This window comes from Sphingomonas endolithica, from assembly GCF_025231525.1.
Lineage (GTDB): Bacteria > Pseudomonadota > Alphaproteobacteria > Sphingomonadales > Sphingomonadaceae > Sphingomonas > Sphingomonas endolithica.
Genome location: NZ_CP103057.1, coordinates 688,355 through 711,579, shown reverse-complemented (window position 1 = coordinate 711,579; position 23,225 = coordinate 688,355). Strand labels below are relative to the sequence as shown.

The 23,225-nt window shown below is 65.1% G+C and carries 17 protein-coding genes; 13 read left to right on the top strand and 4 right to left on the bottom strand.

The annotated features are described in order from the left end of the window. Window positions 1–23: 23 nt before the first annotated feature. The 8 genes from NV382_RS03450 to NV382_RS03415 all read left to right on the top strand — a co-directional run bounded on the left by NV382_RS03450 (window position 24) and on the right by NV382_RS03415 (window position 12,084). Window positions 24–2,453, top strand: coding sequence for a TonB-dependent receptor (locus tag NV382_RS03450; RefSeq protein WP_260599145.1), 2,430 nt, complete (start codon window positions 24–26; stop codon window positions 2,451–2,453). Window positions 2,454–2,932: 479 nt separating this feature from the next. Further along, window positions 2,933–4,183, top strand: a complete 1,251-nt coding sequence (locus NV382_RS03445; protein WP_260599144.1) for a lipoprotein-releasing ABC transporter permease subunit — start codon at window positions 2,933–2,935, stop codon at window positions 4,181–4,183. Then, a complete protein-coding gene (locus NV382_RS03440; RefSeq protein ID WP_260599143.1) occupies window positions 4,176–4,850 on the top strand; it encodes an ABC transporter ATP-binding protein in 675 nt (224 codons plus the stop codon). Before NV382_RS03445 ends, NV382_RS03440 begins: the two co-directional genes overlap by 8 nt. Next, window positions 4,847–5,449 (top strand): GNAT family N-acetyltransferase, encoded by a 603-nt coding sequence (locus NV382_RS03435; protein ID WP_260599142.1) that lies wholly within the window; start codon window positions 4,847–4,849, stop codon window positions 5,447–5,449. Before NV382_RS03440 ends, NV382_RS03435 begins: the two co-directional genes overlap by 4 nt. Next, window positions 5,446–5,925 (top strand): glutathione peroxidase, encoded by a 480-nt coding sequence (locus NV382_RS03430; RefSeq protein ID WP_260599141.1) that lies wholly within the window; start codon window positions 5,446–5,448, stop codon window positions 5,923–5,925. Before NV382_RS03435 ends, NV382_RS03430 begins: the two co-directional genes overlap by 4 nt. Window positions 5,926–6,164: 239 nt before the next feature. After that, window positions 6,165–9,644 carry a DNA polymerase III subunit alpha gene (dnaE, locus tag NV382_RS03425; RefSeq protein WP_260599140.1) on the top strand — a complete coding sequence of 1,160 codons (3,480 nt, stop codon included), beginning with the start codon at window positions 6,165–6,167 and terminating at the stop codon, window positions 9,642–9,644. Window positions 9,645–9,661: 17 nt separating this feature from the next. Then, on the top strand, window positions 9,662–11,254 hold the full coding sequence (locus NV382_RS03420; RefSeq protein ID WP_260600295.1) for a long-chain fatty acid--CoA ligase: 1,593 nt from the start codon (window positions 9,662–9,664) through the stop codon (window positions 11,252–11,254). A gap of 47 nt (window positions 11,255–11,301) precedes the next feature. Next, the gene (locus NV382_RS03415) at window positions 11,302–12,084 is read left to right on the top strand and encodes an EAL domain-containing protein (protein ID WP_470423653.1); all 783 of its coding nucleotides are present in this window, start codon (window positions 11,302–11,304) and stop codon (window positions 12,082–12,084) included. A 166-nt stretch (window positions 12,085–12,250) separates the two neighbouring features. Here NV382_RS03415 and NV382_RS03410 read toward each other — a convergent pair whose 3' ends face one another. The 4 genes from NV382_RS03410 to NV382_RS03395 form a co-directional block, all read right to left on the bottom strand. Further along, window positions 12,251–13,321, bottom strand: a complete 1,071-nt coding sequence (locus tag NV382_RS03410; protein WP_260599139.1) for a PA0069 family radical SAM protein — start codon at window positions 13,319–13,321, stop codon at window positions 12,251–12,253. 191 nt (window positions 13,322–13,512) lie between these two features. After that, window positions 13,513–14,040, bottom strand: coding sequence for a molybdenum cofactor biosynthesis protein B (gene moaB / locus NV382_RS03405; protein ID WP_260599138.1), 528 nt, complete (start codon window positions 14,038–14,040; stop codon window positions 13,513–13,515). Further along, entirely contained in the window at window positions 14,030–15,805 is a 1,776-nt protein-coding gene (locus tag NV382_RS03400) for a lytic transglycosylase domain-containing protein (RefSeq protein ID WP_418066785.1), read from the bottom strand. Before NV382_RS03400 ends, moaB begins: the two co-directional genes overlap by 11 nt. Window positions 15,806–15,813: 8 nt before the next feature. Continuing rightward, complete coding sequence (locus NV382_RS03395; RefSeq protein ID WP_260599137.1) at window positions 15,814–16,557, bottom strand: uracil-DNA glycosylase; 744 nt, start codon at window positions 16,555–16,557, stop codon at window positions 15,814–15,816. Between the two features lie 113 nt (window positions 16,558–16,670). Between NV382_RS03395 and NV382_RS03390 the strand changes: the two genes are divergently transcribed. From NV382_RS03390 to NV382_RS03370, 5 genes are all read left to right on the top strand, one after another. Beyond that, entirely contained in the window at window positions 16,671–18,332 is a 1,662-nt protein-coding gene (locus NV382_RS03390) for an electron transfer flavoprotein-ubiquinone oxidoreductase (RefSeq protein WP_260599136.1), read from the top strand. Between the two features lie 260 nt (window positions 18,333–18,592). Further along, window positions 18,593–19,417, top strand: a complete 825-nt coding sequence (locus tag NV382_RS03385; protein ID WP_260599135.1) for a 4-(cytidine 5'-diphospho)-2-C-methyl-D-erythritol kinase — start codon at window positions 18,593–18,595, stop codon at window positions 19,415–19,417. Between the two features lie 262 nt (window positions 19,418–19,679). Continuing rightward, the gene (gene ilvD, locus NV382_RS03380; protein WP_260599134.1) at window positions 19,680–21,401 is read left to right on the top strand and encodes a dihydroxy-acid dehydratase; all 1,722 of its coding nucleotides are present in this window, start codon (window positions 19,680–19,682) and stop codon (window positions 21,399–21,401) included. Beyond that, on the top strand, window positions 21,388–21,783 hold the full coding sequence (locus NV382_RS03375) for a hypothetical protein (protein WP_260599133.1): 396 nt from the start codon (window positions 21,388–21,390) through the stop codon (window positions 21,781–21,783). The genes ilvD and NV382_RS03375 overlap by 14 nt, the downstream gene beginning before the upstream one ends. Continuing rightward, window positions 21,780–23,225, top strand: coding sequence for an NAD(P)H-hydrate dehydratase (locus tag NV382_RS03370; protein ID WP_260599132.1), 1,446 nt, complete (start codon window positions 21,780–21,782; stop codon window positions 23,223–23,225). The genes NV382_RS03375 and NV382_RS03370 overlap by 4 nt, the downstream gene beginning before the upstream one ends.

Sequence of the window (23,225 nt, the reverse complement as noted above, 5' to 3'; positions counted from 1 at the left end):
GCGCAACTAAACAGGGAGCTACCATGTCCACGACGCTGTCCTTATTATTGGCGCTGCAAGCCGCCGCTGGAACGACGACGACCGATCAGGCCGCCGCGCCGCTGGCCGATGCGGCGCCTGCTGCCGAACAGCAGGGCAGTGGCGATGTGGTCGTCACCGCGCGGCGCCGCGAGGAACGCGTGCAGGAAGTGCCGATCGCCATCTCGGTAATCGGCGGCGCGGAGATCGAGCGCACGGGCGCGTTCAACGTCAACCGGCTTCAGCAGCAGCAGCCATCGCTGCAATTCTATTCAAGTAATCCGCGCAACTCGGCGATCAACATTCGCGGCCTTGGCGCGCCGTTCGGCCTGACCAATGACGGCATCGAGCAGGGCGTCGGCTTCTATGTCGACCAGGTCTATATCGGGCGCATCGGCGCCTCGACGTTCGATTTCGTCGACGTGGCGCAGGTCGAGGTACTGCGCGGGCCGCAGGGTACGTTGTACGGCAAGAACACGACGGCGGGCGCGCTCAACATCACCACTCGCCCGCCCAGCTTCACGCCCGAGGCGCGGGTCGAGCTGAGCGGCGGCAATTACGATTTCGTCCAGGCCAAGGCATCCGCCTCGGGTCCACTCAGCGACAATCTCGCGGTACGCCTCTCTACCTCGGCCACGACACGCGACGGCACGATCTACAACGTCGCCTCCGATGAACACCTGCACCGCCAGCGCAACCTGGGCGTGCGCGGCCAGTTATTGTGGAAGGCGAGCGACGCGATCGACCTGACCTTGTCCGGCGATTTCAACGTGCAAAGTCCCAATTGCTGCGTGCAATATTATGCCCGCGTCGGCCGCACGCAGCGCCCACTCAACCGGCAATACGATGCGCTTGCCGCAGCCTTCGGCTATTCCCCACCGAGCAAGAACCCATTCGACCGGGTGACCGATCTGGATGCGAGCATCAATTCCCGCCAGGAGATCGGTGGCGCCTCGCTGGTCGCCAATTGGGATCTCGGGCCGGCGACGCTGACCTCGGTCAGTGCCTGGCGCTATTGGGACTGGCAGCCGCAGAACGACCGCGATTTCATCGGCCTGCCGATCACCACCGTGTCGCAGAATCCATCGCAGCAAAAGCAGGTCTCGCAGGAGCTGCGTCTTGCCTCGAATGGTGCCAACCGGCTCGATTATACGGTGGGCGCGTTCTTCTTCCACCAGACGATCGACACGCAAGGGTCGCAGGTACAGGGCAGCGCGGCGAGCCGCTATCTGCTCAACCCCGGCAACGTGGCGGTCGGCGCCAGCGGTTGCGCCACGGCGACGGCAAATGCGTGCAATCCCGCGGTCCTGAACGGACTCACGTCCACCAACACGATCAGCTTCGACAACACCAGCTTCGCCGTCTTCGGCAAAGTGAATTACGAGCTGTTCGAGGGCTTTCACATCCAGCCGGGCCTGCGCGTCAATTACGACAAGAAAAGCGGCTCCTACGTCTCCGTCGTGACCACCGGCAGTGGCAGCACGACCTTGAATGCGGATCAGGCCGCAACGCTCGCGCCGCAGAGCTATGCGCCCAAGTTCAGCGACTGGAACGTGTCGGGCGATATCACGCTGTCCTACGATTTCTCGTCCGACATCCACGGCTACGCAACCTATGCCAAGAGCTTCAAATCGGGTGGGATCAACCTGTCGGGGTTGCCGCTCAATGCCGCGGGTACCGGCGTCGATCTTACCACGCAGACGGTGAAGCCCGAGAAAGTCGACAATTACGAGATCGGGCTCAAGACGCAGTTCTTCGATCGCCGCGTCACGCTGAACCTCGCCGGCTTCTGGACCGAAGTGCGCGATTATCAGGCGACGGTGAATAACGGGCAGCTGACCGTGATACGCGGCTATCTCGCCAATGCCGCCAAGGTGCGATCGCGCGGGTTCGAATTCGATTCGAGCTTCCGCCCGAGCCGCCGCCTCAACTTCTACGTCAACGGCGCCTACACCGATTCGACCTACGAGAAGTTCACCAACGCGCCGTGCCCGCCCGAACTTTCTGGTGGCACGGTCACGACCGGGACCCCCGGTGGAGCGGGCGCGCCGGGGGGCCTCAGCCCCGTGGCTTGCGACATTTCGGGCCAGCGGCTTCCCGGCATCTCGAAATGGTCTCTCTCCTATGGCGGCGAGTATAACCTGCCGGTCGGTGGGGCGGGGGGCGAGGTCTATCTCGGGTATGACGGTAATTACCGGTCGCGCTTCTCGTCCAACCCGTCGCCATCGGCATATACCTGGATCAACGGCTACTCGCTGTCGAACGTGCGCGCCGGCTATCGCAAGGACGATTTCAACGTGTTCGGCTGGGTACGCAATGTGTTCGACCAGAACTATTTCGAACTGCTCTCGACCCAGTCGGGCAGCACGGGATTGATCGTGGGGCAGCCGGGTGATCCGCGGACCTATGGTTTGACAATCAGCAAGTCGTTCTGATCGTCCGGCCGGCTGGAGTCTGGCCGGCTGGAGAGGGTGTTTTGGGGCCGGCGGCAAAGCCGTCGCCCGGATCGGCGGAGATACCGTTCGCCGGCCGTTTCGGGCGATCCGCGCTGGCGCGGACCGGCGCGACGTCGTCGCGCCTTCGCCCAAAAAGCAAACGCCCGGGCCGTTACCAGCCCGGGCGTCCTGCGTGACGATCGCTCGTCAGCCCCCATTTCCCGCTCTCGCTGCACGCCCGTAGGGCCGCGCTGAAAGCTTGTTCCCCGAACCACGGCCATTGCCTGTGTCTCGATATGATCTTGCTAGGTCTGCGCCTCCACTTTGTCACCGGCTATGTGTCTGGCGGAAACAGATTGCGGCGATTGTGTGGTGAATCCGCAACACAGCACCGCCCCGTGCGGTGCATTGCCAGTCATCGCCCGCCGTCCTAGAGCAACCGCGTCTTTCCCTCGGGCACAAAGCGTCACCCCCATCCCATGATCCTGTCTCGCTACGAACGCATGATCGCCCGCCGCTATCTGCTGCCGGGCAAGGGCGAGGCGTTCATCTTTCTCGTCGCCGGCATCAGCCTCGTCGCGGTGATGCTCGGCGTCGCCGCGCTCGTCATCGTGATGAGCGTGATGAACGGCTTCCGTGCCGAACTGTTCGACAAGATCGTCGGGCTGAACGGCCATGCCGTGGTGCAGGGTATTGGCGGGCGCCTGCCCGATTGGCAGGATATCGTGAAGGCCGCGCAAGCGACACCGGGTGTCACCTCCGCCACCCCGCTGATCGATCAGCCGCTGATGACGAGCTATAACGGTCGCGTCGAGGCAGTGCTGATCCGTGGCATGCGGGTGGAGGACATCCGCAGCAATGCCACGATCAACGGTAAGGTCGTGCTCGGCTCACTGTCCAGCCTCAACGTCGGCAGCAACAAGATCGCGATCGGCTCGCGCCTGGCCGAGGCGCTCGGCGCGACGGTTGGCAGCGAGATATCGCTGATCAGCCCGCAGGGGCAGGCGACGCCATTCGGCACGGTGCCGCGGATCGTATCCTACACCGTGGGCGCGATCTTCGAGATCGGGGTGTACGATTACGACAAGGCTTATGTGATCATGCCACTGCAGGATGCGCAGACATTGCTGCTGATGGGCGACGATGTCGGCATGGTCGAACTGCAGACCGAGAATGCCGATCGCGTCGAGCAGATCCTCGCACCGCTCAACGAGAAGGTTCAGGGCAGGGCGGTGATTGCCGACTGGCGGCAGATGAACGCGCAATTGTTCGAAGCGCTGGCAGTCGAGCGGGTGGCGATGTTCACCGTGCTGTCGATCATCATCCTGGTGGCGGTGTTCAACATCCTGTCGTCGCTGATCATGCTGGTGCGCGCCAAGACGCGCGACATCGCCATCCTACGCACGATGGGCGCGACACGGGTGGGGCTGATCCGGATCTTCATGACTGTCGGCACCACGATCGGCGCGCTGGGCGTGCTCGCCGGGCTGATCCTCGGCTTCATCTTCCTGTTCTACCGGCAGGGCGTTGTGAACTTCGTGCAGCTGGTGACGGGCCAGAATTTGTGGGATCCCTCGATCCGCTACCTGACCGAGCTTCCCTCCAAGACCGACCCGGTCGAGATCATCGTGATCGCGCTGATGGCTTTGGTGTTCAGCTTCCTCGCCACGCTCTACCCCGCCTTCAAGGCGGCGAGCACCGACCCCGTACAGGTGCTGCGCTATGAATGACCCCATCCTCCACGTCGCCGGGCTGCAACGCAGCTTCGTCCAGGGTGGTGTCACGATCGAAGTCCTGCGCGGGGTGGATCTTACGGTCGGCCAGGGCGAGATCGTCGCGCTGCTCGGTGCTTCCGGGTCGGGCAAGTCGACGTTGCTGCAGGCGGTCGGCCTGCTGGAAGGTGGCTTTGCCGGGTCGATCCGTATCGCTGGCAGCGAAGCCGCCAAGCTGGACTCGCATGGCCGCACCTTGGTGCGCCGCGAACAGCTCGGCTTCGTCTATCAGTTCCACCACCTGCTGCCGGATTTTAACGCGACCGAGAACGTGGTCCTGCCGCAGCTGATCCGCGACGTTACCCGCGATCAAGCCGACGAACGTGCCGCCTCCTTGCTCACCGCACTTGGCCTCGGCCACCGCCTGACGCACCGCCCGAGCCAGTTGTCGGGCGGCGAGCAGCAGCGCGTTGCGGTCGCCCGCGCGCTCGCCAACCGCCCGGCTTTGGTGCTGGCCGACGAACCCACCGGCAATCTCGACGAGGCAACCGCCGACATCGTGCTGGCCGAGTTCCTGCGGCTCGTCCGCGACGAAGGATCGGCGGCCTTGGTCGCCACGCACAACGAACGTATCGCTGCCAAAATGGACCGCGTCGTGAGGTTGCACGAAGGGCGGCTCGCATGAGCGCCTGGCGCGAGGCGCCGACGCTCATTGGCCGCCACGTCACGCTGCGGCCGCTGGAGCGAGGCGACCGCGACGCGATCGTCGCCGCCTTCGCAACCGGCCTGGATCACGTTTTCGCGACGATGGTGCCTACCGAAATGACGGTCGACGACTGGTACGATCGGCTGGAGCAGGAAGCCGCAGCCGGGCGGGCAATGCCGTTTACCGTGCTCGATGCCACTGGAGCGGTAGCCGGAGTCACCCGGTTCATGCGCATGGCCGAGGCGCATCGCCGGCTGGAGATCGGCGGCACCGTCTATGCTCCTCATGTCCAGCGCACCGGCCTAAACACCGAAGCCAAGGCGCTGCTATTGGCCCATGCCTTCGATGCAATGGGGTGCCAGTGCGTGCAACTGCGCACCAACTGGTTCAACCGCCAGTCGCGCGCTGCGATCGAGCGGCTCGGGGCACGTCTCGATGGTGTGCTGCGCGGCCATATGATCACGCCGCAAGGTGAAGCCCGCGACACGATGGTCTATTCGATCCTGGCGCATGAATGGCCCGGTGTCCGCCAGAACCTCGCCTTCCTGCTCGCTCGACATGAAAGAGCCGCCACATGACCGCCATCACCGACATCGCCGTCAAGAACGCCGATGGCAGCACCGCCGACCTGTCCGCTTATGCCGGCAAGGTCCTGTTGATCGTCAACACCGCCTCCAAATGCGGCTTCACCCCGCAATATGAGGGGCTGGAAGCACTGCACCGCGACTATGCCGCTCGCGGCTTCGAAGTTCTCGGCTTTCCGTGCAACCAGTTCGGCGCGCAGGAGCCCGGCGACGCAGCGGAAATCGCCAATTTTTGTTCGCTCACCTACGACGTGACGTTTCCGCTGTTCGCCAAGGTGGACGTGAACGGCGCTAATGCCGATCCGTTGTTTGTCGAACTCAAGAAGCAGGCGCCGGGCCTGCTCGGCACCGAGGGTATCAAGTGGAACTTCACCAAGTTCCTCGTCGGCAAGGATGGCCGCGTCGTCGAACGCTATGCCCCCACAACCAAGCCGGCGGACATAAAGGCCGACATCGAAAAGCTCCTTTGAGCGATAAACGAAAGGAAGCATGGGTTCGCGCAAAGGCGCTGAGGACGCGGAGTAGAAGGGTGGCGGCAGCGCGCTAAGTCACCCGCTGTGGAGGAAATTGTTACCTGCGGCGCACCATCTCTGCGTCCTTTGCGCCCTCTGCGCGAACCATTCTTCTGCGCGCTCAAGCGGATAGAAGGTGTTGGTAACCCGCCGAACGCCGCTTCCCGAATCAAGCCCCAACCGCCATAGTCACACGTATGTCGCATTCCGCTTTCGTGCCGCTCCGCATCTTCTCCTCCTACACGATGCTGGATGGTGCGATCGAACCGAAGGCGATCGCCAAGCACGCGGCGGCGCTCGGTTTTCCGGCTGCGGCGCTCACTGATCGCAACGGCCTGTATGCCGCCATGGCCTATTCGGACGCCTGCAAGGGCGCGGGCGTGCAGCCGCTGATCGGCACGATGTTGGGGCTGTGCCGCCCCGACATGCCCGATGGCATTGACGTGCCGCTCGACTGGATCGCGCTCCATGCGCAGGACGAGGCGGGATATGAAAACCTGTGCGCGCTGGTCAGCCATGCGCATCTCGGCCGGCCGCTCGAACTATCCCCTCATGTCAGCTTCGAAACGCTGGCCAAGCATGCCGATGGATTGATCGCGCTCACCGCCGGGCGGGAAGGCGGCCTCACCCGCTTGCTCGCCGAGGGCCAAGTCGATCGCGCCGAGGCTTATGCCGATCGACTGGAGGCGCTGTTCCCCGACCGGCTCTATATCGAACTGACCCGCCGGAACGACGAGGTCGAAGGCAAAGCGGAGGCGCCGCTGCTCGACCTCGCTTATGCGCGGAACCTGCCGATCGTCGCCACCAACCCGTGCTGCTTTGCCGACGAGGATTTCAGCGAGGCGCACGATGCGATGCTGTGCATCGCCAATTCCACTTATATCGCCAGTGAGGAGCGGCCGCGCACCTCGCCCGATGCGTGGATGAAGCCGGCCCAGGACATGCGCGCCTTGTTCGCGGATTTGCCCGAGGCGATCGCCAACACGTTGGTCGTGGCACAGCGCTGCGCCGTCGCCGCGCCTGCGCGCAAGCCGATCCTGCCGAGCCTGGCCGGCGACCGCGATGCCGAATCCGCGGCACTGCGCCGTGATGCGCATGCCGGCCTCGCCGAACGGCTCAAGAAAGGTCTGGCACCCGATACCAGCGAGGCCGATTATATCGCGCGGCTCGATTTCGAGCTCGACGTCATCATCCAGATGGGGTTCCCCGGCTACTTCCTGATTGTCGCCGACTTCATCAAATGGGCCAAGGATCACGATATCCCGGTCGGCCCGGGCCGTGGTTCGGGCGCGGGCTCGGTCGTCGCCTGGGCGCTGACCATCACCGATCTCGACCCGATGAAATTGGGTCTGCTGTTCGAACGCTTCCTCAACCCGGAACGCGTCTCGATGCCGGATTTCGACATCGATTTCTGCGAAACGCGGCGCGAGGAAGTGATCCGATACGTCCAGACCAAATATGGCAGCGATCACGTCGCGCAGATCATCACCTTCGGGCGATTGAAGGCACGCGCGGTGCTCAAGGATACCGGCCGCGTGCTGCAGATGAGCTATGGCCAGATCGACCGCCTGGCCAAGCTGATCCCCAATCACCCGACCGATCCCTGGACGCTCGAGCGCACGCTGAACGGCGTCAGCGAGTTTCACAACGAATACAAATCGGACAGCAACGTCCGCCATCTGATCGATCTGGCGATGAAGCTGGAGGGCCTGCCGCGGCACTCCTCCACGCACGCCGCCGGCGTGGTGATCGGCGATCGTCCGCTCGCGCAACTCGTGCCGCTTTACCGCGATCCGCGCTCGGACATGCCCGTCACCCAGTTCGACATGAAATATGTCGAGGCGGCCGGGCTGGTGAAGTTCGACTTCCTGGGTCTGAAGACGCTGTCCGTGCTCAAGAAGGCAGTGCAGCTGCTCGCCAAGCGCGGCATCACGCTCGACCTCGACGGCCTGGAATGGACCGACGAAAAAACCTTCAAGCTGATCCAGAGCGGCAACACCGTCGGCGTGTTCCAGATCGAGTCTGAAGGCATGCGTCGCACGCTGACCGCGGTGAAGCCGACGGTGTTCGAAGACATTATCGCGCTCAACGCATTGTATCGCCCCGGGCCGATGGACAACATCCCGATGTTCGGCCGCCGCAAGAATGGCGAGGAGGCGATCGAATATCCGCATCCGTTGCTCGAAGGCATCCTGAAAGAGACGTACGGCATCTTCGTCTATCAGGAACAGGTCATGCAGGCGGCGCAGATCCTCGCCGGCTACAGCCTGGGAGGCGCCGATCTGTTGCGCCGCGCGATGGGCAAGAAGATCAAGAAGGAGATGGACGACCAGCGCGCTACCTTCGTCGAGGGCTGCGCCACGGCGCACGGCATCACCCCGGCCAAGGCCAACGAGCTGTTCGACTTGATCGACAAGTTCGCCGGCTATGGCTTCAACAAGAGCCACTCGGCCGCCTATGCGCTGCTGACGTACCAGACCGCTTATCTAAAGGCGCATTATCCGCACGAATTCTTCGCGGCATCGATGTGCTACGACCTGCATCTGACCGACAAGCTGGCGATCTTCGCCGACGACATGCGCCGGCTGGGCGTGACCTGCGTGCCGCCATGCGTGAATGCCAGCGAGGCCGAATTCAGCGTGGAGGCCGTCGAGGATGGGCTAGTCGTCCGGTACGCACTGGCGGCACTGAAGGGTGTCGGCGAGGGCGCGATGGAGAAATTGGTTGACGAGCGCGCGCAGAACGGCCCGTTCGACACGATCGACGATTTCGCCCGCCGCGTCGATCCGCGGCTGCTCAACAAGCGACAGCTGGAGGGGCTGGCCGGTGCCGGTGCGTTCGATGCGATGGACGCCAACCGCGCCGGCATCTTTGCCGTGGCCGAAACCCTGCTCGCCACCGCCGCCCGCACGCAGGACATGAAGACCAGCGGGCAGGGCGGCCTGTTCGGCGAAGGCGAGGCCGCGGAACCGGCGATCAAGCTGCCGCTGTCGGCACGCTGGACGATGGCGCAGCGGATGGACCAGGAAAAGGAAGCGTTCGGCTTCTATTTCTCCGCGCATCCGGTCGATCGCCACGCGCATCTCGCCAAGGCGCACGGCGTCCGGCACTTCGCCGCGCTTGCCGACCTGCAGATACCGGACGACGGTACGCGCGCCGGCGCGACGATGGCGGCGTTGGTCGAGGATGCGAAGTGGCGTACCTCGGCGCGCGGCAAGCGCTACATGATGGCGACGCTGTCCGATCCGTCGGGGCAGTTCGTCGCCACCTGCTTCGACGACATGGTCGCCGCCGATCTCGAGGAAGCGGCGCGCAACGGCGGCTGCGGGGTGATCACCGTCGAGCTCGACCGCCGGCCGGGCGAGGATACGCCGCGCGTCACCGTCAAGCGCATCCAGCCGTTCGAGCAACTCGCCAGCCTCGCGCGCTTCAACCTAGTCGCCGACGTGCATAGCGTCGCGGCGATGCGCCAGCTGGCGCAAATGCTCGCCGATCACCGCGGCGCGCGCGGCGAAGTATGGGTCAATGCCGAGCTGCCCGACGGCAGGGCGGCGCGCCTCCTGCTTGGCCGCGACTTCCTGCTCGACGGCGAGCTTGCAGGCCGGATCGAGACCCTGCAGGATGTCGACAATGTCGAGCTCAAGCCCGCGGAGACGAGGCTGGCGCTCGTCGGCTGAGCGGAGAGTGCATGTCGATGCTGGGTGGAATGCAGGATTTCGAGCTGCGCGTGCCGCGGCTGATCGACCATGCGGCACGCGAAGACGGCACGCGCGAGATCGTCAGCCAGTGGGCCGATGGCACGCAGACGCGCACCGACTGGGCCGGCATCGCGCGGGATGCCAGGAAGCTTGCCCAGGCGCTCGAACGGCTGGACATGCACCCCGGCGATCGGATCGCCACGCTCGCGATGAACCATAGCCGGCATCTCGTCGCCTGGTATGGCGCGATCGGCATGGGCGCGGTGATCCACACGATCAACCCGCGGCTGTTCGACGAGCAACTGGTCTATATCGCCAACCATGCCCAAGACCGCGTGCTGCTCTACGACAAGCAGTTCCAGCCGCTGGTCGATCGCCTGAAAAGCCAGTGGACCAGTATTGAACATTATATCGCGTTCGACGATGCCGGCCCGGACGGCTTCGAGGCATTGATCGCGCGCGAAGACGGCGACTATGCCTGGGTGGAAGGGCCGGAACGGGACCCCTGCATGCTGTGCTACACCAGCGGCACGACGGGCAATCCCAAGGGCGTGCTGTACCAGCACCGCTCGACCGTGATCCACGCCATGGCCGAGGTATCGCCCGATATCTTCAACCTGTCGTCGAGCGCCGTGGTGCTGCCGGTCGTGCCGATGTTCCATGCCGCGTCCTGGGGCCTGCCCTTCGCCTGCGCCTTGGCGGGCGCCAAGTTCGTCTTCTCGCAGGTCAACGATCCGGCCGTCTTGTGCCGGCTGATGAACGACGAGAAGGTGACGCATTCGGCCGGCGTGCCGACCGTGTGGCTGGCCATGTTCGGGCATATCGATGCCACGGGGGAAAGCCCCCGTCACCTGCAGCAAGTGACAATCGGCGGCTCGGCGGCACCTCGTGCGATGATCGAGCGGATCATGGCCATGGGCACCGCGGTGAAGCATCTGTGGGGCATGACCGAGACCTCGCCGATCGGCACCGCGGGCGCATTGCCCCCGGCATGGGATGCGATGAGCGCCGACGAGCGGCTCGACCTCGTCTCCAAGCAGGGGCGCATACCCTTCGGCATCGAGCTGCGCGTGCTGGATGACGACGATCGCGAGCAGCCGCGCGATGGCCGCGCCTCCGGCCGGCTGCAGGTGCGCGGGCCATGGGTGGTCAAACGCTATTTCGGTGCCGCCAACGATGCGGTGGACGCCGACAATTGGTTCGACACCGGCGACGTAGCGGTGCTGCACCCGGACGGCACGATGCAGATCACAGATCGCGCCAAGGACGTGATCAAGTCGGGCGGCGAGTGGATCAGCTCGGTCGATCTCGAGAATGCCGCGGTCGGGTGTCCGGGCGTGGCCGAGGCGGCGGCGATCGGCATCCATCACCCAAAGTGGGACGAACGCCCGTTGCTGCTTGTGGTGCGCAAGCCGGACAGCACGGTGACGCCGGGCGAGATCATGGCGCACCTCGGCGGGCACGTCGCCAAATGGTGGCTGCCCGACGAGATACTGTTCGTCGACAGCCTGCCGCACACCGCCACGGGCAAGCTGCTCAAGACCGAGCTTCGCGCGCGCTACAAGGACCACCGGCTGGCCGAGGCCTGACCAGGGTTAGGCACTGCTTGTTAAGCCCTTGCTGCGATAAGCGTATGATGACAAACCGTTCTTCTCCCTGCGCGGGGTGCCGCGACGGTGCTGCGCTCGATTTCGATCTGTCGATGGCGTTCCAGCCGATCGTCGACATGACCACCGGCCGCCCCTGGGCGTACGAGGCGTTGGTACGCGGGCCGGCGGGTGAGTCCGCGGCATCGGTGCTCGGCAAGGTCACCGACGAGAATCGCTATGCCTTCGATCAGCGCTGCCGCGTTGCCGCCATCGAACATGCCGTGGCGGCGGGTATCCTGAAGACCGACGCTTTGTTGTCGATCAATTTCCTGCCCAACGCCGTTTACTCGCCCGCCGCCTGCATCCAGCTGACGCTGCGGACGGCCAAAGCCGTCGGCATGCCGATCGAGCGGCTGATGTTCGAGTTTACCGAAAACGAGCGTATGGCCGATCCGGAGCATGTGCAGGGCATCGTCGACAGCTACCGCGCCATGGGCTTCACCACCGCGGTGGACGATTTCGGTGCCGGCCACGCCGGTCTCAACCTGCTCGCGCGCTTTCGGCCCAATGTCATCAAGCTCGACATGGATTTGTTGCGCGGTATCGACACCAGCATGCCGCGGCAGATGATCGTCGAAGCAGTGGTCGGCTTGGCCGCTCGCTTGGGCGTCCGCGTCGTCGCCGAGGGGATCGAAACGCGCGGTGAGCTCGATGCGGTGCGCTCGATCGGGATCGATCTTGTCCAGGGCTATCTTCTAGCCAAGCCGGCGTTCGAGGCGCTGCCGACGATCGCAGATTGGCAGGATATCGGCACCGCCTGCGCGGCTTGAACGTTCTACTGTACGTCATCCCGAACTTGTTCCGGGGGCCACCGTGCCGCACGGCTCCAGATCAATCATTACGCCCCTCCCAAGCCGCTTGGTGGACCCCGGAACAAGTCCGGGATGACGGCTCGGGTGAGCCAAACGCTCCGATCCCTCGCCCAGCTCGCGCCGCCTAGAACAACTCGCCCTGTGGCCCCGCTGGCGGCCGAAACAGGTCGCTCCGCAACACGATCCGCTCGCGGTTTAGCCCATATTTCCGGCACGCAATCTGGAAGCGCTTGCGCAGCAGGTCCGCCCATGGTCCTTGCCCCTGCATCCGTGTGTGGAAGTTCGGGTCATTATCCCTGCCGCCGCGCAGGTCGCGGATCGTCGCCATCACCTTGGCCGCGCGATCGGGAAAGTGCGTGTCGAGCCAAGCCCGGAACAGCGGCGCGACCTCGTGCGGTAAGCGCACCGGAAGGAAGAATGCCGCCCGCGCCCCGGCCTCCGCCGCCTGTTCCAGAATATGCTCCATCTCGTGGTCGGTGATCGCCGGAATGACTGGCGCGATCGACACATAGGTCGGGATGCCGGCGTCGCTCAGGCGCCGCACGGCCGCCAGCCGCCGCGCTGGGGAGGGCGCGCGGGGTTCGACCGTCATCGACACGCGCGGTTCCAGTGACGTGATCGACACGACGACTGCCGTCAGTTGCTTGGCGGCCATCGATGCCAACAAGTCGATGTCGCGCGTCACCCGGTCCGACTTGGTGGTGATCGTCAGCGGGTGATCCAGTTCAGCCAGCACCTCGATACAGGCGCGGGTGATCTGCCATTCGCTTTCGATCGGCTGATAGGCATCGGTGTTGGTGCCGAACGCGATCGGCCGCGCGACATAGCCCTTTGTCGTCAGTTCGGCGCGCAACAAGGCCGCCGCGTCCGGCTTCGCGAACAACCGGCTCTCGAAATCCAGTCCCGGCGACAGATCGTGGAAGGCATGGGTCGGCCGGGCAAAGCAGTAGATGCAGCCATGCTCGCACCCGCGATAGGGATTGATCGAGCGGTCGAAGCCGATGTCCGGCGATTGATTGCGCGTGATGATCGTCCGCGGCGTCTCCACCGTCACTGTCGTGCGCAGCTTGGGCGCTGCCCCGTCCAGTTCCTCACGCGCATCGAGCCAGTCGCCATCCACTTCCGTTTGCGGCAGGTTGAAGCGCCGGCTCTCGCCGTTCAACGTTGCGCCGCGGACTGCCCGATTGCTGGCCATGAGAGCAGCTTAGCCATACAGCCAGAACATAGCAAGAACATTTGGTGTGTTGCCGGGTAAAGCACGGCTCACACATCGATGCTCCCCGGCGAAGGCCGGGGCCCAGGAGCGGGACATCGCAGGAGCGTGTGCGCTCTGTTACGTCGACCTTTCCGCCTGGGCCCCGGCCTCCGCCGGGGAACAACCCAGATTCAGCGCTCCATCAACCGCGGCATCAGTTCGACGAAATTGCACGGCCGAAACCGGCTATCCAGCTGGTGCACCAGGATCCCGTCCCATCCGTCCTTCACCGCTCCGGTCGAGCCGGGCAGGGCAAAGATGTACGTGCCGCGCGTCACGCAGGCGCAGGCGCGCGACTGGATCGTCGAGGTACCGATCGTCTGGAAGCTGAGCCAGCGGAACAGTTCGCCGAAGCCGGGAATCGCCTTGTCCTGGATCTGCTCGATCGCCTCGGGCGTGACATCGCGCCCGGTCACCCCGGTGCCACCGGTGGTGATGATGCAATCCACTTGATCGTCATCGATCCAGCGATGCAATATGCCGACGATAGCAGGCACATCGTCGGTGACGATGCTGCGATCGGCCAGCACATGCCCGGCGGCGATCAACCGGTCGACCAAGGTCTGCCCCGACCGGTCATCCGCCAGTCGCCGGCTGTCGGAGATGGTCAGTACCGCGATCCTGACCGGCAGGAACGCGGCACTTTCGTCAATTGGCATTGAAGATAATGCTCTTGGGCGCGATCGAGGACAGCCGCACGCCACTCGCACCGGGCATGCCGGGGAAGCGCGGCCACATGCCCTGCGTCAACGCCGCGCGGCTTGGCGACACGGCCTTGCCGCTCTGGCTCTCGTACATCCAATAGTTACGCAGCACCGTGCTGACATAACCACGCGTCTCCCAATAGGGGATCGATTCGATGTACAGCAGCGGATCGCCGCCATCGCGCGACATCGCATTCCACAATTGCACCGGCGCCGGGCCGGCATTGTACGCCGCGATCACCTTGGGCAGCAGCCCGCCGGTCAGCGGCAGGTCGCGCAATTGCTCGAGATAGCTCTGGCCGACTTCCATGTTGACCGAAGGCCGCGATAGCATCGCGCGGTCGTACAACCGGCCATGCTTGCGCGCGATATCGGTCGCGGCGGCAGGCATCACCTGCATCAGGCCATAGGCGCCGGCGGGGCTCACCACATCCGTGCGGAAGCGCGATTCCTGTAGCGTGTGCGCATAGACCAGCGCCTTATCGACCCGCCAGCCACCATCCGGGGTCCAGTTCGGCGCCGGGTAGCGCGCGGCAAGCGATGGCTGCGCGCCGACCGGGCCGTTCTGCGACAGCCATACCGAAGTGCCCGGCAGGTTGAACGTGCCCGCCAGCCGCACAAGCGATGCATATTCGCTCGCCGCGCCGAGCTTGGCTTCCTGGCGCATCACCTCGTCAGCCAGGCCCGTCTCGCCGATCTCGACCAGAGCCGCAGCCACGCGTACGTTCGGCCTGCGTCCGAGTACCTGCCAATCGCCAGCGACATAGCTGTCCGCCTTGGGCAGCGGCTCACGAATGCCGAGCGCCTGGCGCGCGAGCAGGCCGTAGAAGGTCTCTCGATATTGCGCCGCGCCTTTCAGCCGCGCCTCGATCCGGTCGGGCCGGGCGCACGCCATGTCGGCACGCGCCGCCCAGTATAGCCCGGCGGCACGCAGTTCGACGTCACCGGCGCGCGCCGACACGCGCTCGAAGGTCTGGCCGGCAGAGGTGCAATCCTTCTGGCGCCAGGCCGCAAGCGCCGCAACCCAATCGCCCTGGATCGCCCAGTCGCCATAGCCTTGTGCCGCCTTGGCCGCCATCGCCCGGGCGTTCAGATCGTCGCCCTGCAGATAATAGATCCACGCGACCTTCTGCTGCCATTCGGTCTGTGCCTCGGGCGTTAGGCCGGAGGTCGAATCCAGCAGCGCCTGTGCCGACGCGCCGTCGTCGGCCTTGACGAAGGGCTGCATCTTGATCGCCAGCTCGGCCGCCGACATGTCGCTCTTGATGCTCTTGGCCCGCGTACGCACCGATGCGCCGCCCAGCCAGGTAAGCCGCTTCGTTTCGGGCAAGGGCGGCAGGTCGACCGCGCCGCGCGACTTGGCCATTGCCAGGATCTGCGCCGCCTGCGGCAATTCTGGTGCCTCGGCCAGCAGCTTCAGGAGCGGGTCCAGCTCGGCCTTGGGCGATCCCTTGGCCGTCAGCATTTCCGCGCGCGCCACGGCGTGGAGCGGGCCCGGCTTCATCGAATCGAGCTGCAGCTGCGCATCCAGCCAGCGTTGGTCCCGGATGCTGGCGAACACGGTTCGGTATCCGTCGCGCTGCGCCGCATCCAGTTGGTCGGGAATACCGTCCTTGGCGTTAGGCGCGCTGCGCGCTGCCTGCACTTCGCCCGCTGCCATTGGTTCGGCAGCCATTGCCGTGCCGCACGTCGTCGCCGACAGTACCACGGCGGCAAGCATTTTCTTGCTCACGATTCCAGTCCCTCGATCAGCATCTGCAAGTCTTTCCAAGCCTCGGCCTTGGCCGCTGGTTTTTCGAGCAGGAAGCGGGGATGGAAGCTTGCCACCGCCTCGACCTCGATTTCCACCGTGCCAGCTTTAAGGTTAAGAGAATGTAAACTACCGCGCGTTCGCAGGGCATCTGCCCCGAGCAATGCCCGGCTCGGCGCATTGCCCATCAATAACAGCCGCTTGGGGCCGGCAAGCGCCACGTGATGCGACGCGATCTCGGCCAACCGCGCCTCGATCTCCGGCGCGATCCGCCCCGCAGTTGGGCGGGATGTGCAGACCGCGACGAGATAGATGCTGCTGCGGCCGCGCCCGATCGCCGCCAGCATGCGATCGAACAGCTTGCCCGCCGCGCCGCCCATCAGCGTGCCGCTGTCCGCGTCCTCGCGCTCGGGCATATCGATCAGGATCATGATGTCGGCGGCAGGGTCGCCTTGTGCTTCGATCCGCCTGGCGTGCCAGGCCGCTTCCGGAACATCGCCCCCGCTACGCCAGGCGGTGAACTCGGGCAGCGTTGTCGGCAGCACCGCCGGCGCGGCAATCGACGTTACGGATGTCTGGGCTGGTGCTTCCACGGCAGGGGCAGGGCGCGCCAGCCAATTGCGCGGCTCGTCGTCGATCGCGACATCGACACCGGCATCACGCCACCAATCGAGCGCACTCGCAGCCGCTTGATTCCAGTCGTAATTTTGGTCGGCCCCCATATATCCCTTAGGCGGGATGTTGACGTGAAGGTCAACTTGCTGGCACCGCAACTTGGACAGGACGTTGCTGCTGCGCGACGAGCGCGCAGGCCCGCCCACGATGGAGACGAGATGTGAGCGAACGCGAATCCATGCCCTATGACGTCGTGATCGTCGGCGCCGGCCCTGCCGGCTTGTCGGCGGCGATCCGGCTGAAACAGGTGGCGGCCGAAAAGGACGCGGAACTCTCCGTCTGCGTGCTCGAAAAGGGGTCCGAAGTCGGTGCCCATATCCTGTCGGGCGCGGTGATCGATCCGCGTACGCTTGACGAATTGCTGCCCAACTGGCGCGATGATGGCTGTCCGCTGGCGGAAGTGCCGGTGACGGAGAACCTGCATTGGGTGCTGACCCGCAAGGGAAAGTTCAACCTGCCGCATCTGTGGACCCCGCCATTCCTGCACAACAAGGGCACCTATACCGGCAGCCTGGGCAATCTGTGCCGCTGGCTGGCGGGCAAGGCCGAGGAACTCGGCGTCGAAATCTTCCCCGGTTTCGCCGCCGCCGAAATTCTGTTCAACGAGGATGGCTCGGTCAAGGGCGTCGCGACTGGCGACATGGGCGTCGCGCGCGACGGCACGCACAAGGGTGATTACACCCCCGGCCTCGAGCTGCACGCCAAATACACCTTCTTCTCGGAAGGCGTGCGCGGGCACCTGTCGAAGGAGCTGATCCGCCAATTCGATCTGGCCAAGGATAGCGACCCGCAGGTCTACGGCCTTGGCGTCAAGGAATTGTGGGACATCGATCCCGCTCTGCATCAGCCCGGCCGCGTGATCCACACGCAGGGCTGGCCGATCAACGAGGTGGACGGCACCAACGGCGGCGGCTGGATCTACCACCAGGCGAACGGGCAGGTGTCGATCGGCTTCGTCACCTGGCTCAACTACACGAACCCCTATCTCTCGCCCTTCCAGGAGATGCAGCGCTGGAAGACCCATCCCCAGATTGCCGCCGTGCTCAAGGGCGGCAAGCGCGTCAGCTATGGCGCGCGCGCGATCAGCGATGGCGGGCTGCAGTCGATCCCCAAGCTGGTCATGCCCGGCGCTGCGCTGATCGGCGACAGCGCCGGCTTCCTCAACGTGCCGCGGATCAAGGGCACGCACACCGCGATGAAATCCGGCATGATGGCCGCCGAGGCCGCCGTCGACGCGATCCTGTCGCAACGCGAGCATGACGAGCTTTCCGCCTATCCCGCCGCCTTCGAAACCTCATGGGTGAAGAAGGAGCTGTCGATCGTTCGCAACGTCGTGCCGCTGGTCAAGAAGTTCGGCGATTTCCTGGGTTCGGGCCTGTCGGGCATCACGATGTGGCTCGAACATTTAGGTCTCAAGATGCCGTTCACGATGAAGCATCATCCCGATCATGAGAGCCTGTGGCGCAAGGATCTGGTCAAGCCGATCGACTATCCCAAGGCGGACGGCGTGCTGACCTTTGATCGCCTGTCCTCGGTGTTCATCTCGAACACCAATCACGAGGAGGACCAGCCGGTCCACCTGACGCTGAAGGACCCCAACATCCCGGTCGAATACGACCTGCCGATGTACGACGAACCCGCGCAGCGTTACTGCCCGGCGGGCGTGTACGAGATCGTCGGCGAGGAAACGGGCAATCCCAAGTTCGTCATCAACGCGCAGAATTGCGTCCACTGCAAGACGTGCGACATCAAGGACCCGACGCAGAACATCAATTGGGTGGTGCCCGAGGGCGGCGGCGGGCCGAATTATCCGAACATGTGACGCGCCGGGCAAGATGCAGCGCTGCTGCATCGCGCCTCAAGGCGCGTCCGGCCGGCGGCGCCATAAGCGCCGACCGACGACGCGGCTTTGCCGCGGCGCGCTTTATGGAACCGACCGATGATAACTGACCGCGTACTTCCCCTCGTTCGTTACCCCGGAATAGCTCAATGGCCCACCGTGCCGCGTCATCTCCCGGCATTTCGTGTGTGGCGCGGTGGACCCCGGAAGAGGTCCGGGGTGACGCAGGGTGCGGGCTGCGCATGATCACCGAACGCGCGCCCGCCAAGATCAACCTCGCACTTCACGTCCGCCACCGCCGCCCCGACGGCTATCACGAACTCGAGACATTGTTCGCCTTCCTGCGCGATGGCGATGAGATCAGCGCCGAACCCGGCACCGCCAGCTTCCGGATCGACGGTCCGTTCGCCGCAGGGCTCGACGCCGAGGCCGACAACCTCGTCACACGCGCCGCCAGCATCTTCGCCCAACGCTTTGCGATACGGGCAGATTATGTGATCGCGCTGACCAAGAACCTGCCTATTGCGTCCGGCATCGGCGGCGGTTCGGCCGATGCCGCCGCAACGCTCCGCGCACTTGCTACGCTCCACCAAATCCCGCTCGACCATCCGACTTTGTTCGCCTGCGCCGATGCGCTCGGCTCCGATGTCCCTGCCTGCCTGTATGGACGCAGCGCGCTCGGAACGGGCAGGGGTGAACAGCTCCAGCCCCTCGATGGCCTGAGCGACATTGCCGTCCTGCTGGTCAACCCAGGCGTTGCCGTTTCCACCGGCGCCGTCTTTCAGCGATGGGACGGCATTGACCGAGGTCCCATCGGTGCCGGGCCGATCCTTGAACTAGCGCACCGCGGTCGCAACGATCTCGAGCCGCCCGCCCGCTTGCTGGCTCCGGTGATCGACGAGGTAATCCGTGTGCTGGAGGCGACTGAGCCGATGTTGGCGCGCATGTCCGGCTCAGGGGCAACATGCTTCGCACTATACGCAAGCGAAGCCGATCGTGCCGCCGCCGCGAGCGCCATCCGTGCCGACAGAACGGATTGGTGGTGTCTCGAATCGACACTCGTGTGACACTTTTCCGCCCCGGATCGGGACGAGGCATCTCGCTCATTGTGGCGCAAGCACGCTAAACAGCAATTGGCCCCTTTATTGCTACAGCCGGAGGGACGGATCCGGCGCATGGCGCTGCGTCCGCTGATGATCCCCGCGCAGGCGGGCATCATCGAACCTGAAGGGCGGCGATCGGTGACCGCCGCCCTTTTCAGAACGCCTGTTCGACGCGCACGCGCAACCCACTTGCGTCAAACCGGTGTCTCGCGACATAGGCATGCGCATGACACGCTCCTTCGACAAATCCACGCTCCCCAGCCGCCACGTCTCGGTCGGGCCGGAACGCGCCCCCCACCGCAGTTACTATTACGCCATGGGGCTCAGCGAAGAGGAGATCGCTCGCCCGTTCGTGGCGCTCGCTTCCGCCGGCAATAACAGCGCGCCGTGCAACACCACGCTCGACGCGCAAGCCGATGCCGCGCAAGCCGGAGTCAACGCTGCTGGTGGCATGCCGCGCCGCTTCAACACCATCACCGTTACCGATGGCATCGCCATGGGTCATCAGGGAATGAAGAGTTCACTCGTCAGCCGTGAGGTGATTGCCGACTCGGTTGAGCTCAGCGTGCGGGGCCATTGCTACGATGCGTTGGTCGGCTTTGCCGGTTGTGACAAATCGCTCCCTGGCATGATGATGGCCATGCTGCGCCTCAACGTGCCGAGTATCTTCGTCTATGGCGGCTCGATCCTGCCCGGCCGCTATCAGGAGAAGGACGTCACCGTCGTCGACGTTTTCGAGGCGGTCGGCCAGTACGCCGCGGGCAATTGCCCGATCACCGACCTGCACGAACTGGAAAAAGTCGCCTGTCCCGGGCACGGCGCGTGCGGCGGGCAATTCACCGCCAATACCATGGCCTGCGTCGGGGAGGCGATTGGATTGTCCTTGCCGAACAGCAACATGGTGCCGGCGCCTTACAGCACGCGGGAACAGATCGCGATCGCCGCCGGCGCGCAGGTGATGGAACTCATCCACCTCAACCTGCGTCCGCGCGACATCTGCACCCGTGAAGCCTTCATCAACGCCGCCCGCGTCGTGGCCGCCACCGGCGGTTCGACCAACGGCGCGCTGCACCTGCCCGCCATGGCGCACGAGGCGGGTATCGACTTCGACCTGTTCGATGTCGCCGAAGCCTTCAAATCAACGCCTTACATCGCCGACCTCAAGCCGGGCGGCAAGTACGTCGCCAAGGACATGTACGAAGCCGGTGGCGTCTACATGTTGATGAAGACCATGCTGAGCGGCGGGTTCCTCGATGGCAATTGCCTGACGGTGACCGGCAAGACGCTCGGCGAGAACATCGATCAGGTCACCTGGAATCCCGACCAGAAGGTTATCTACGACATCAACACGCCGATCACTCCCACTGGCGGCGTGGTGGGCTTGCGCGGCTCGCTCGCGCCTGATGGGGCGATCGTGAAGGTCGCCGGCATGCACCGCTTGGTGTTCGAAGGTCCGGCCCGCGTGTTCGATTGCGAGGAGGACACGTTCGCTGCGGTCGAGGCGCGCGAGATCAACGACGGCGAAGTGATCGTCATCCGCTACGAGGGCCCCAAGGGCGGACCGGGCATGCGCGAGATGCTCTCCACCACTGCCGCGCTCTACGGGCTGGGCTTGGGCGAGAAGGTCGCACTAGTCACCGATGGTCGCTTTTCCGGCGGTACACGTGGTTTCTGTATCGGCCATGTCGGCCCCGAAGCGGCCGATGGCGGCCCGATCGCCTTGGTCGAGGATGGCGATCTGATCCGCATCGATGCCGAACAGGGTACGATCGACCTTCTGGTTGCCGCGGACGTGCTGGCAACGCGCCGCGCCGCCTGGGTGCCCCGCAGCAACGATTATCAATCCGGCGCATTGTGGCGCTATGCCCGCAACGTCGGCCCGGCCTATAAGGGCGCGGTCACGCACCCAGGAGCCGCCGCCGAAACCCATGTCTATGCGGATATCTAGCGCGGTACTGCTGCCGCTCGCGCTCGCTGCCTGTGGCGAGCAGAAGACCGATCACGCCACCCTGGCCAAATACGAAGCTCAGGCCAATGCGCAAAACGCGGACGATGGCCGCATCCTGTGCGCCCAAGGGCAGGGTGGCTTCGCCCGCAGCTGCACGGTCGATCGCGAGCAAGGCGATGCCGGGCTGATCCTCACCGTGCGCCATCCCGACGGCGCCTTCCACCGCCTGATGGTCACCAAGGATGGTCGCGGCGTGATCGCGGCCGATGGTGCAGAGAGCGCCAAGGTCAGCGTGCTCGCCAATAATGAGATCGAGGTCGCGCTCGGCACCAGCCGCTATCGCCTGCCCGCCACGGTAAAGCCCGCCAAGCCAGCCTCATGACGCCACTTGCCGGCCCGATCCTGACCGCGGCCGAAATGCGCGCGGCGGAGGATGCGGTGATCGCCGCCGGCACAACGGTGGAAAGCCTGATGGACCGCGCCGGACAGCATATCGCCGCCGCCGTCCGGCGGCTTGCCGGCTCCAACCCGATCCTGATCCTGTGCGGACCCGGCAACAATGGTGGCGACGGCTATGTCGCCGCCAGGCTGCTGCACAAGGCCGGTCTGAAGGTCCGGGTCGCAGCACTCGGCGATCCCAAGACCGACCCTGCCCGGGCGGCCAAAGCAAGGTGGCCGGGCCCGGTCGAACCCTTCGCCACGGCACAACCCGCCCCGATCCTGATCGACGCCCTGTTCGGCACCGGCCTGACACGCGGTTTGGACGCCCCCACGACCAGCTCCCCGGCGAAGGCCGGGGCCCAGTCGGAACGCACCATCGAAGGCGCGACCCCGATCGCCCCAAAACTGCTCGAACTTGCGCAATCCGCAAATCTCAGGATCGCCATCGATCTACCCAGTGGCGTCACCACCGACGACGGACGCGTCATCAGCCCCATCCCCAACTATGACGTCACGCTCGCACTAGGCGCCGCGAAACCCAGCCACCTTCTCCAGCCCGCCGCAAGCCATTGCGGCACGGTCCGCATCCTCGACATCGGCGTCCCGATCACCTCGCGCGCCCACGTCCTCGCAAAGCCCATCCTCTCGGCGCCAGGCCCGGACGCCCACAAATACACCCGCGGCATGGTCGCGATCGTCGCCGGCACCATGCCCGGCGCCGCCCGGCTCGCCAGCATCGCCGCGATGCGTGCCGGTGCCGGCTACGTCCTGCTGCTCGCCGACGACCAAGGCGGCCCCGACGCGCTGGTCCACAAACCCTTCTCGGCCGAGGCGATTGCCGAACGGCGCATCGACGCGCTGCTGATCGGCCCTGGCCTGGGACGGAATGCAGACGCTGAGGACAAGCTCGACGCAACCCTCGCGACCGATCGCCCGCTCGTCATCGATGGCGACGCGCTCCATCTGCTCAAAGGAGCGCGCCTCTCGCAACTCGCCACGCGCAATGCACCCGCGATCCTCACCCCCCATGCCGGCGAGTTCGACGCCTTGTTCGGCACCGACGCCGCCAGCAAGGTCGAGCGCGCCCGCGCCGCTGCCATGCAGTCAGGCGCGACGATCGTCTTCAAAGGCGCCGACACCGTCATCGCCAGCCCAGATGGCGACGTTCGCGTCGCAACGGGCGCCAGTCCCTGGCTCTCCACCGCCGGCACCGGCGACGTTCTCGCCGGTACGATCGCCGCGATGCTCGCCGCTGGTCTGAGCCCGCTCGAAGCCGCCGCTGCCGGCGTCTGGCTCCATGCCGAGGCCGCCCGCCGCTGTGGCCCGGCCTTCATCGCCGACGACCTTGCCCAAGCGCTGAGTGCCGCTAGAGCCTCCCAATGA

Coding starts and splice junctions, on each gene's coding strand:
- NV382_RS03450 (WP_260599145.1), top strand. CDS start 24: ATGTCCACGACGCTGTCCTTATTATTGGCGCTGCAAGCCGCCGCTGGA.
- NV382_RS03445 (WP_260599144.1), top strand. CDS start 2,933: ATGATCCTGTCTCGCTACGAACGCATGATCGCCCGCCGCTATCTGCTG.
- NV382_RS03400 (WP_418066785.1), bottom strand. CDS start 15,805: ATGCTTGCCGCCGTGGTACTGTCGGCGACGACGTGCGGCACGGCAATG.
- NV382_RS03385 (WP_260599135.1), top strand. CDS start 18,593: ATGATCACCGAACGCGCGCCCGCCAAGATCAACCTCGCACTTCACGTC.
- NV382_RS03435 (WP_260599142.1), top strand. CDS start 4,847: ATGAGCGCCTGGCGCGAGGCGCCGACGCTCATTGGCCGCCACGTCACG.
- NV382_RS03420 (WP_260600295.1), top strand. CDS start 9,662: ATGCTGGGTGGAATGCAGGATTTCGAGCTGCGCGTGCCGCGGCTGATC.
- moaB (WP_260599138.1), bottom strand. CDS start 14,040: ATGCCAATTGACGAAAGTGCCGCGTTCCTGCCGGTCAGGATCGCGGTA.
- ilvD (WP_260599134.1), top strand. CDS start 19,680: ATGACACGCTCCTTCGACAAATCCACGCTCCCCAGCCGCCACGTCTCG.
- NV382_RS03395 (WP_260599137.1), bottom strand. CDS start 16,557: ATGGGGGCCGACCAAAATTACGACTGGAATCAAGCGGCTGCGAGTGCG.
- NV382_RS03415 (WP_470423653.1), top strand. CDS start 11,302: ATGACAAACCGTTCTTCTCCCTGCGCGGGGTGCCGCGACGGTGCTGCG.
- NV382_RS03410 (WP_260599139.1), bottom strand. CDS start 13,321: ATGGCCAGCAATCGGGCAGTCCGCGGCGCAACGTTGAACGGCGAGAGC.
- NV382_RS03375 (WP_260599133.1), top strand. CDS start 21,388: ATGCGGATATCTAGCGCGGTACTGCTGCCGCTCGCGCTCGCTGCCTGT.
- NV382_RS03440 (WP_260599143.1), top strand. CDS start 4,176: ATGAATGACCCCATCCTCCACGTCGCCGGGCTGCAACGCAGCTTCGTC.
- dnaE (WP_260599140.1), top strand. CDS start 6,165: ATGTCGCATTCCGCTTTCGTGCCGCTCCGCATCTTCTCCTCCTACACG.
- NV382_RS03370 (WP_260599132.1), top strand. CDS start 21,780: ATGACGCCACTTGCCGGCCCGATCCTGACCGCGGCCGAAATGCGCGCG.
- NV382_RS03430 (WP_260599141.1), top strand. CDS start 5,446: ATGACCGCCATCACCGACATCGCCGTCAAGAACGCCGATGGCAGCACC.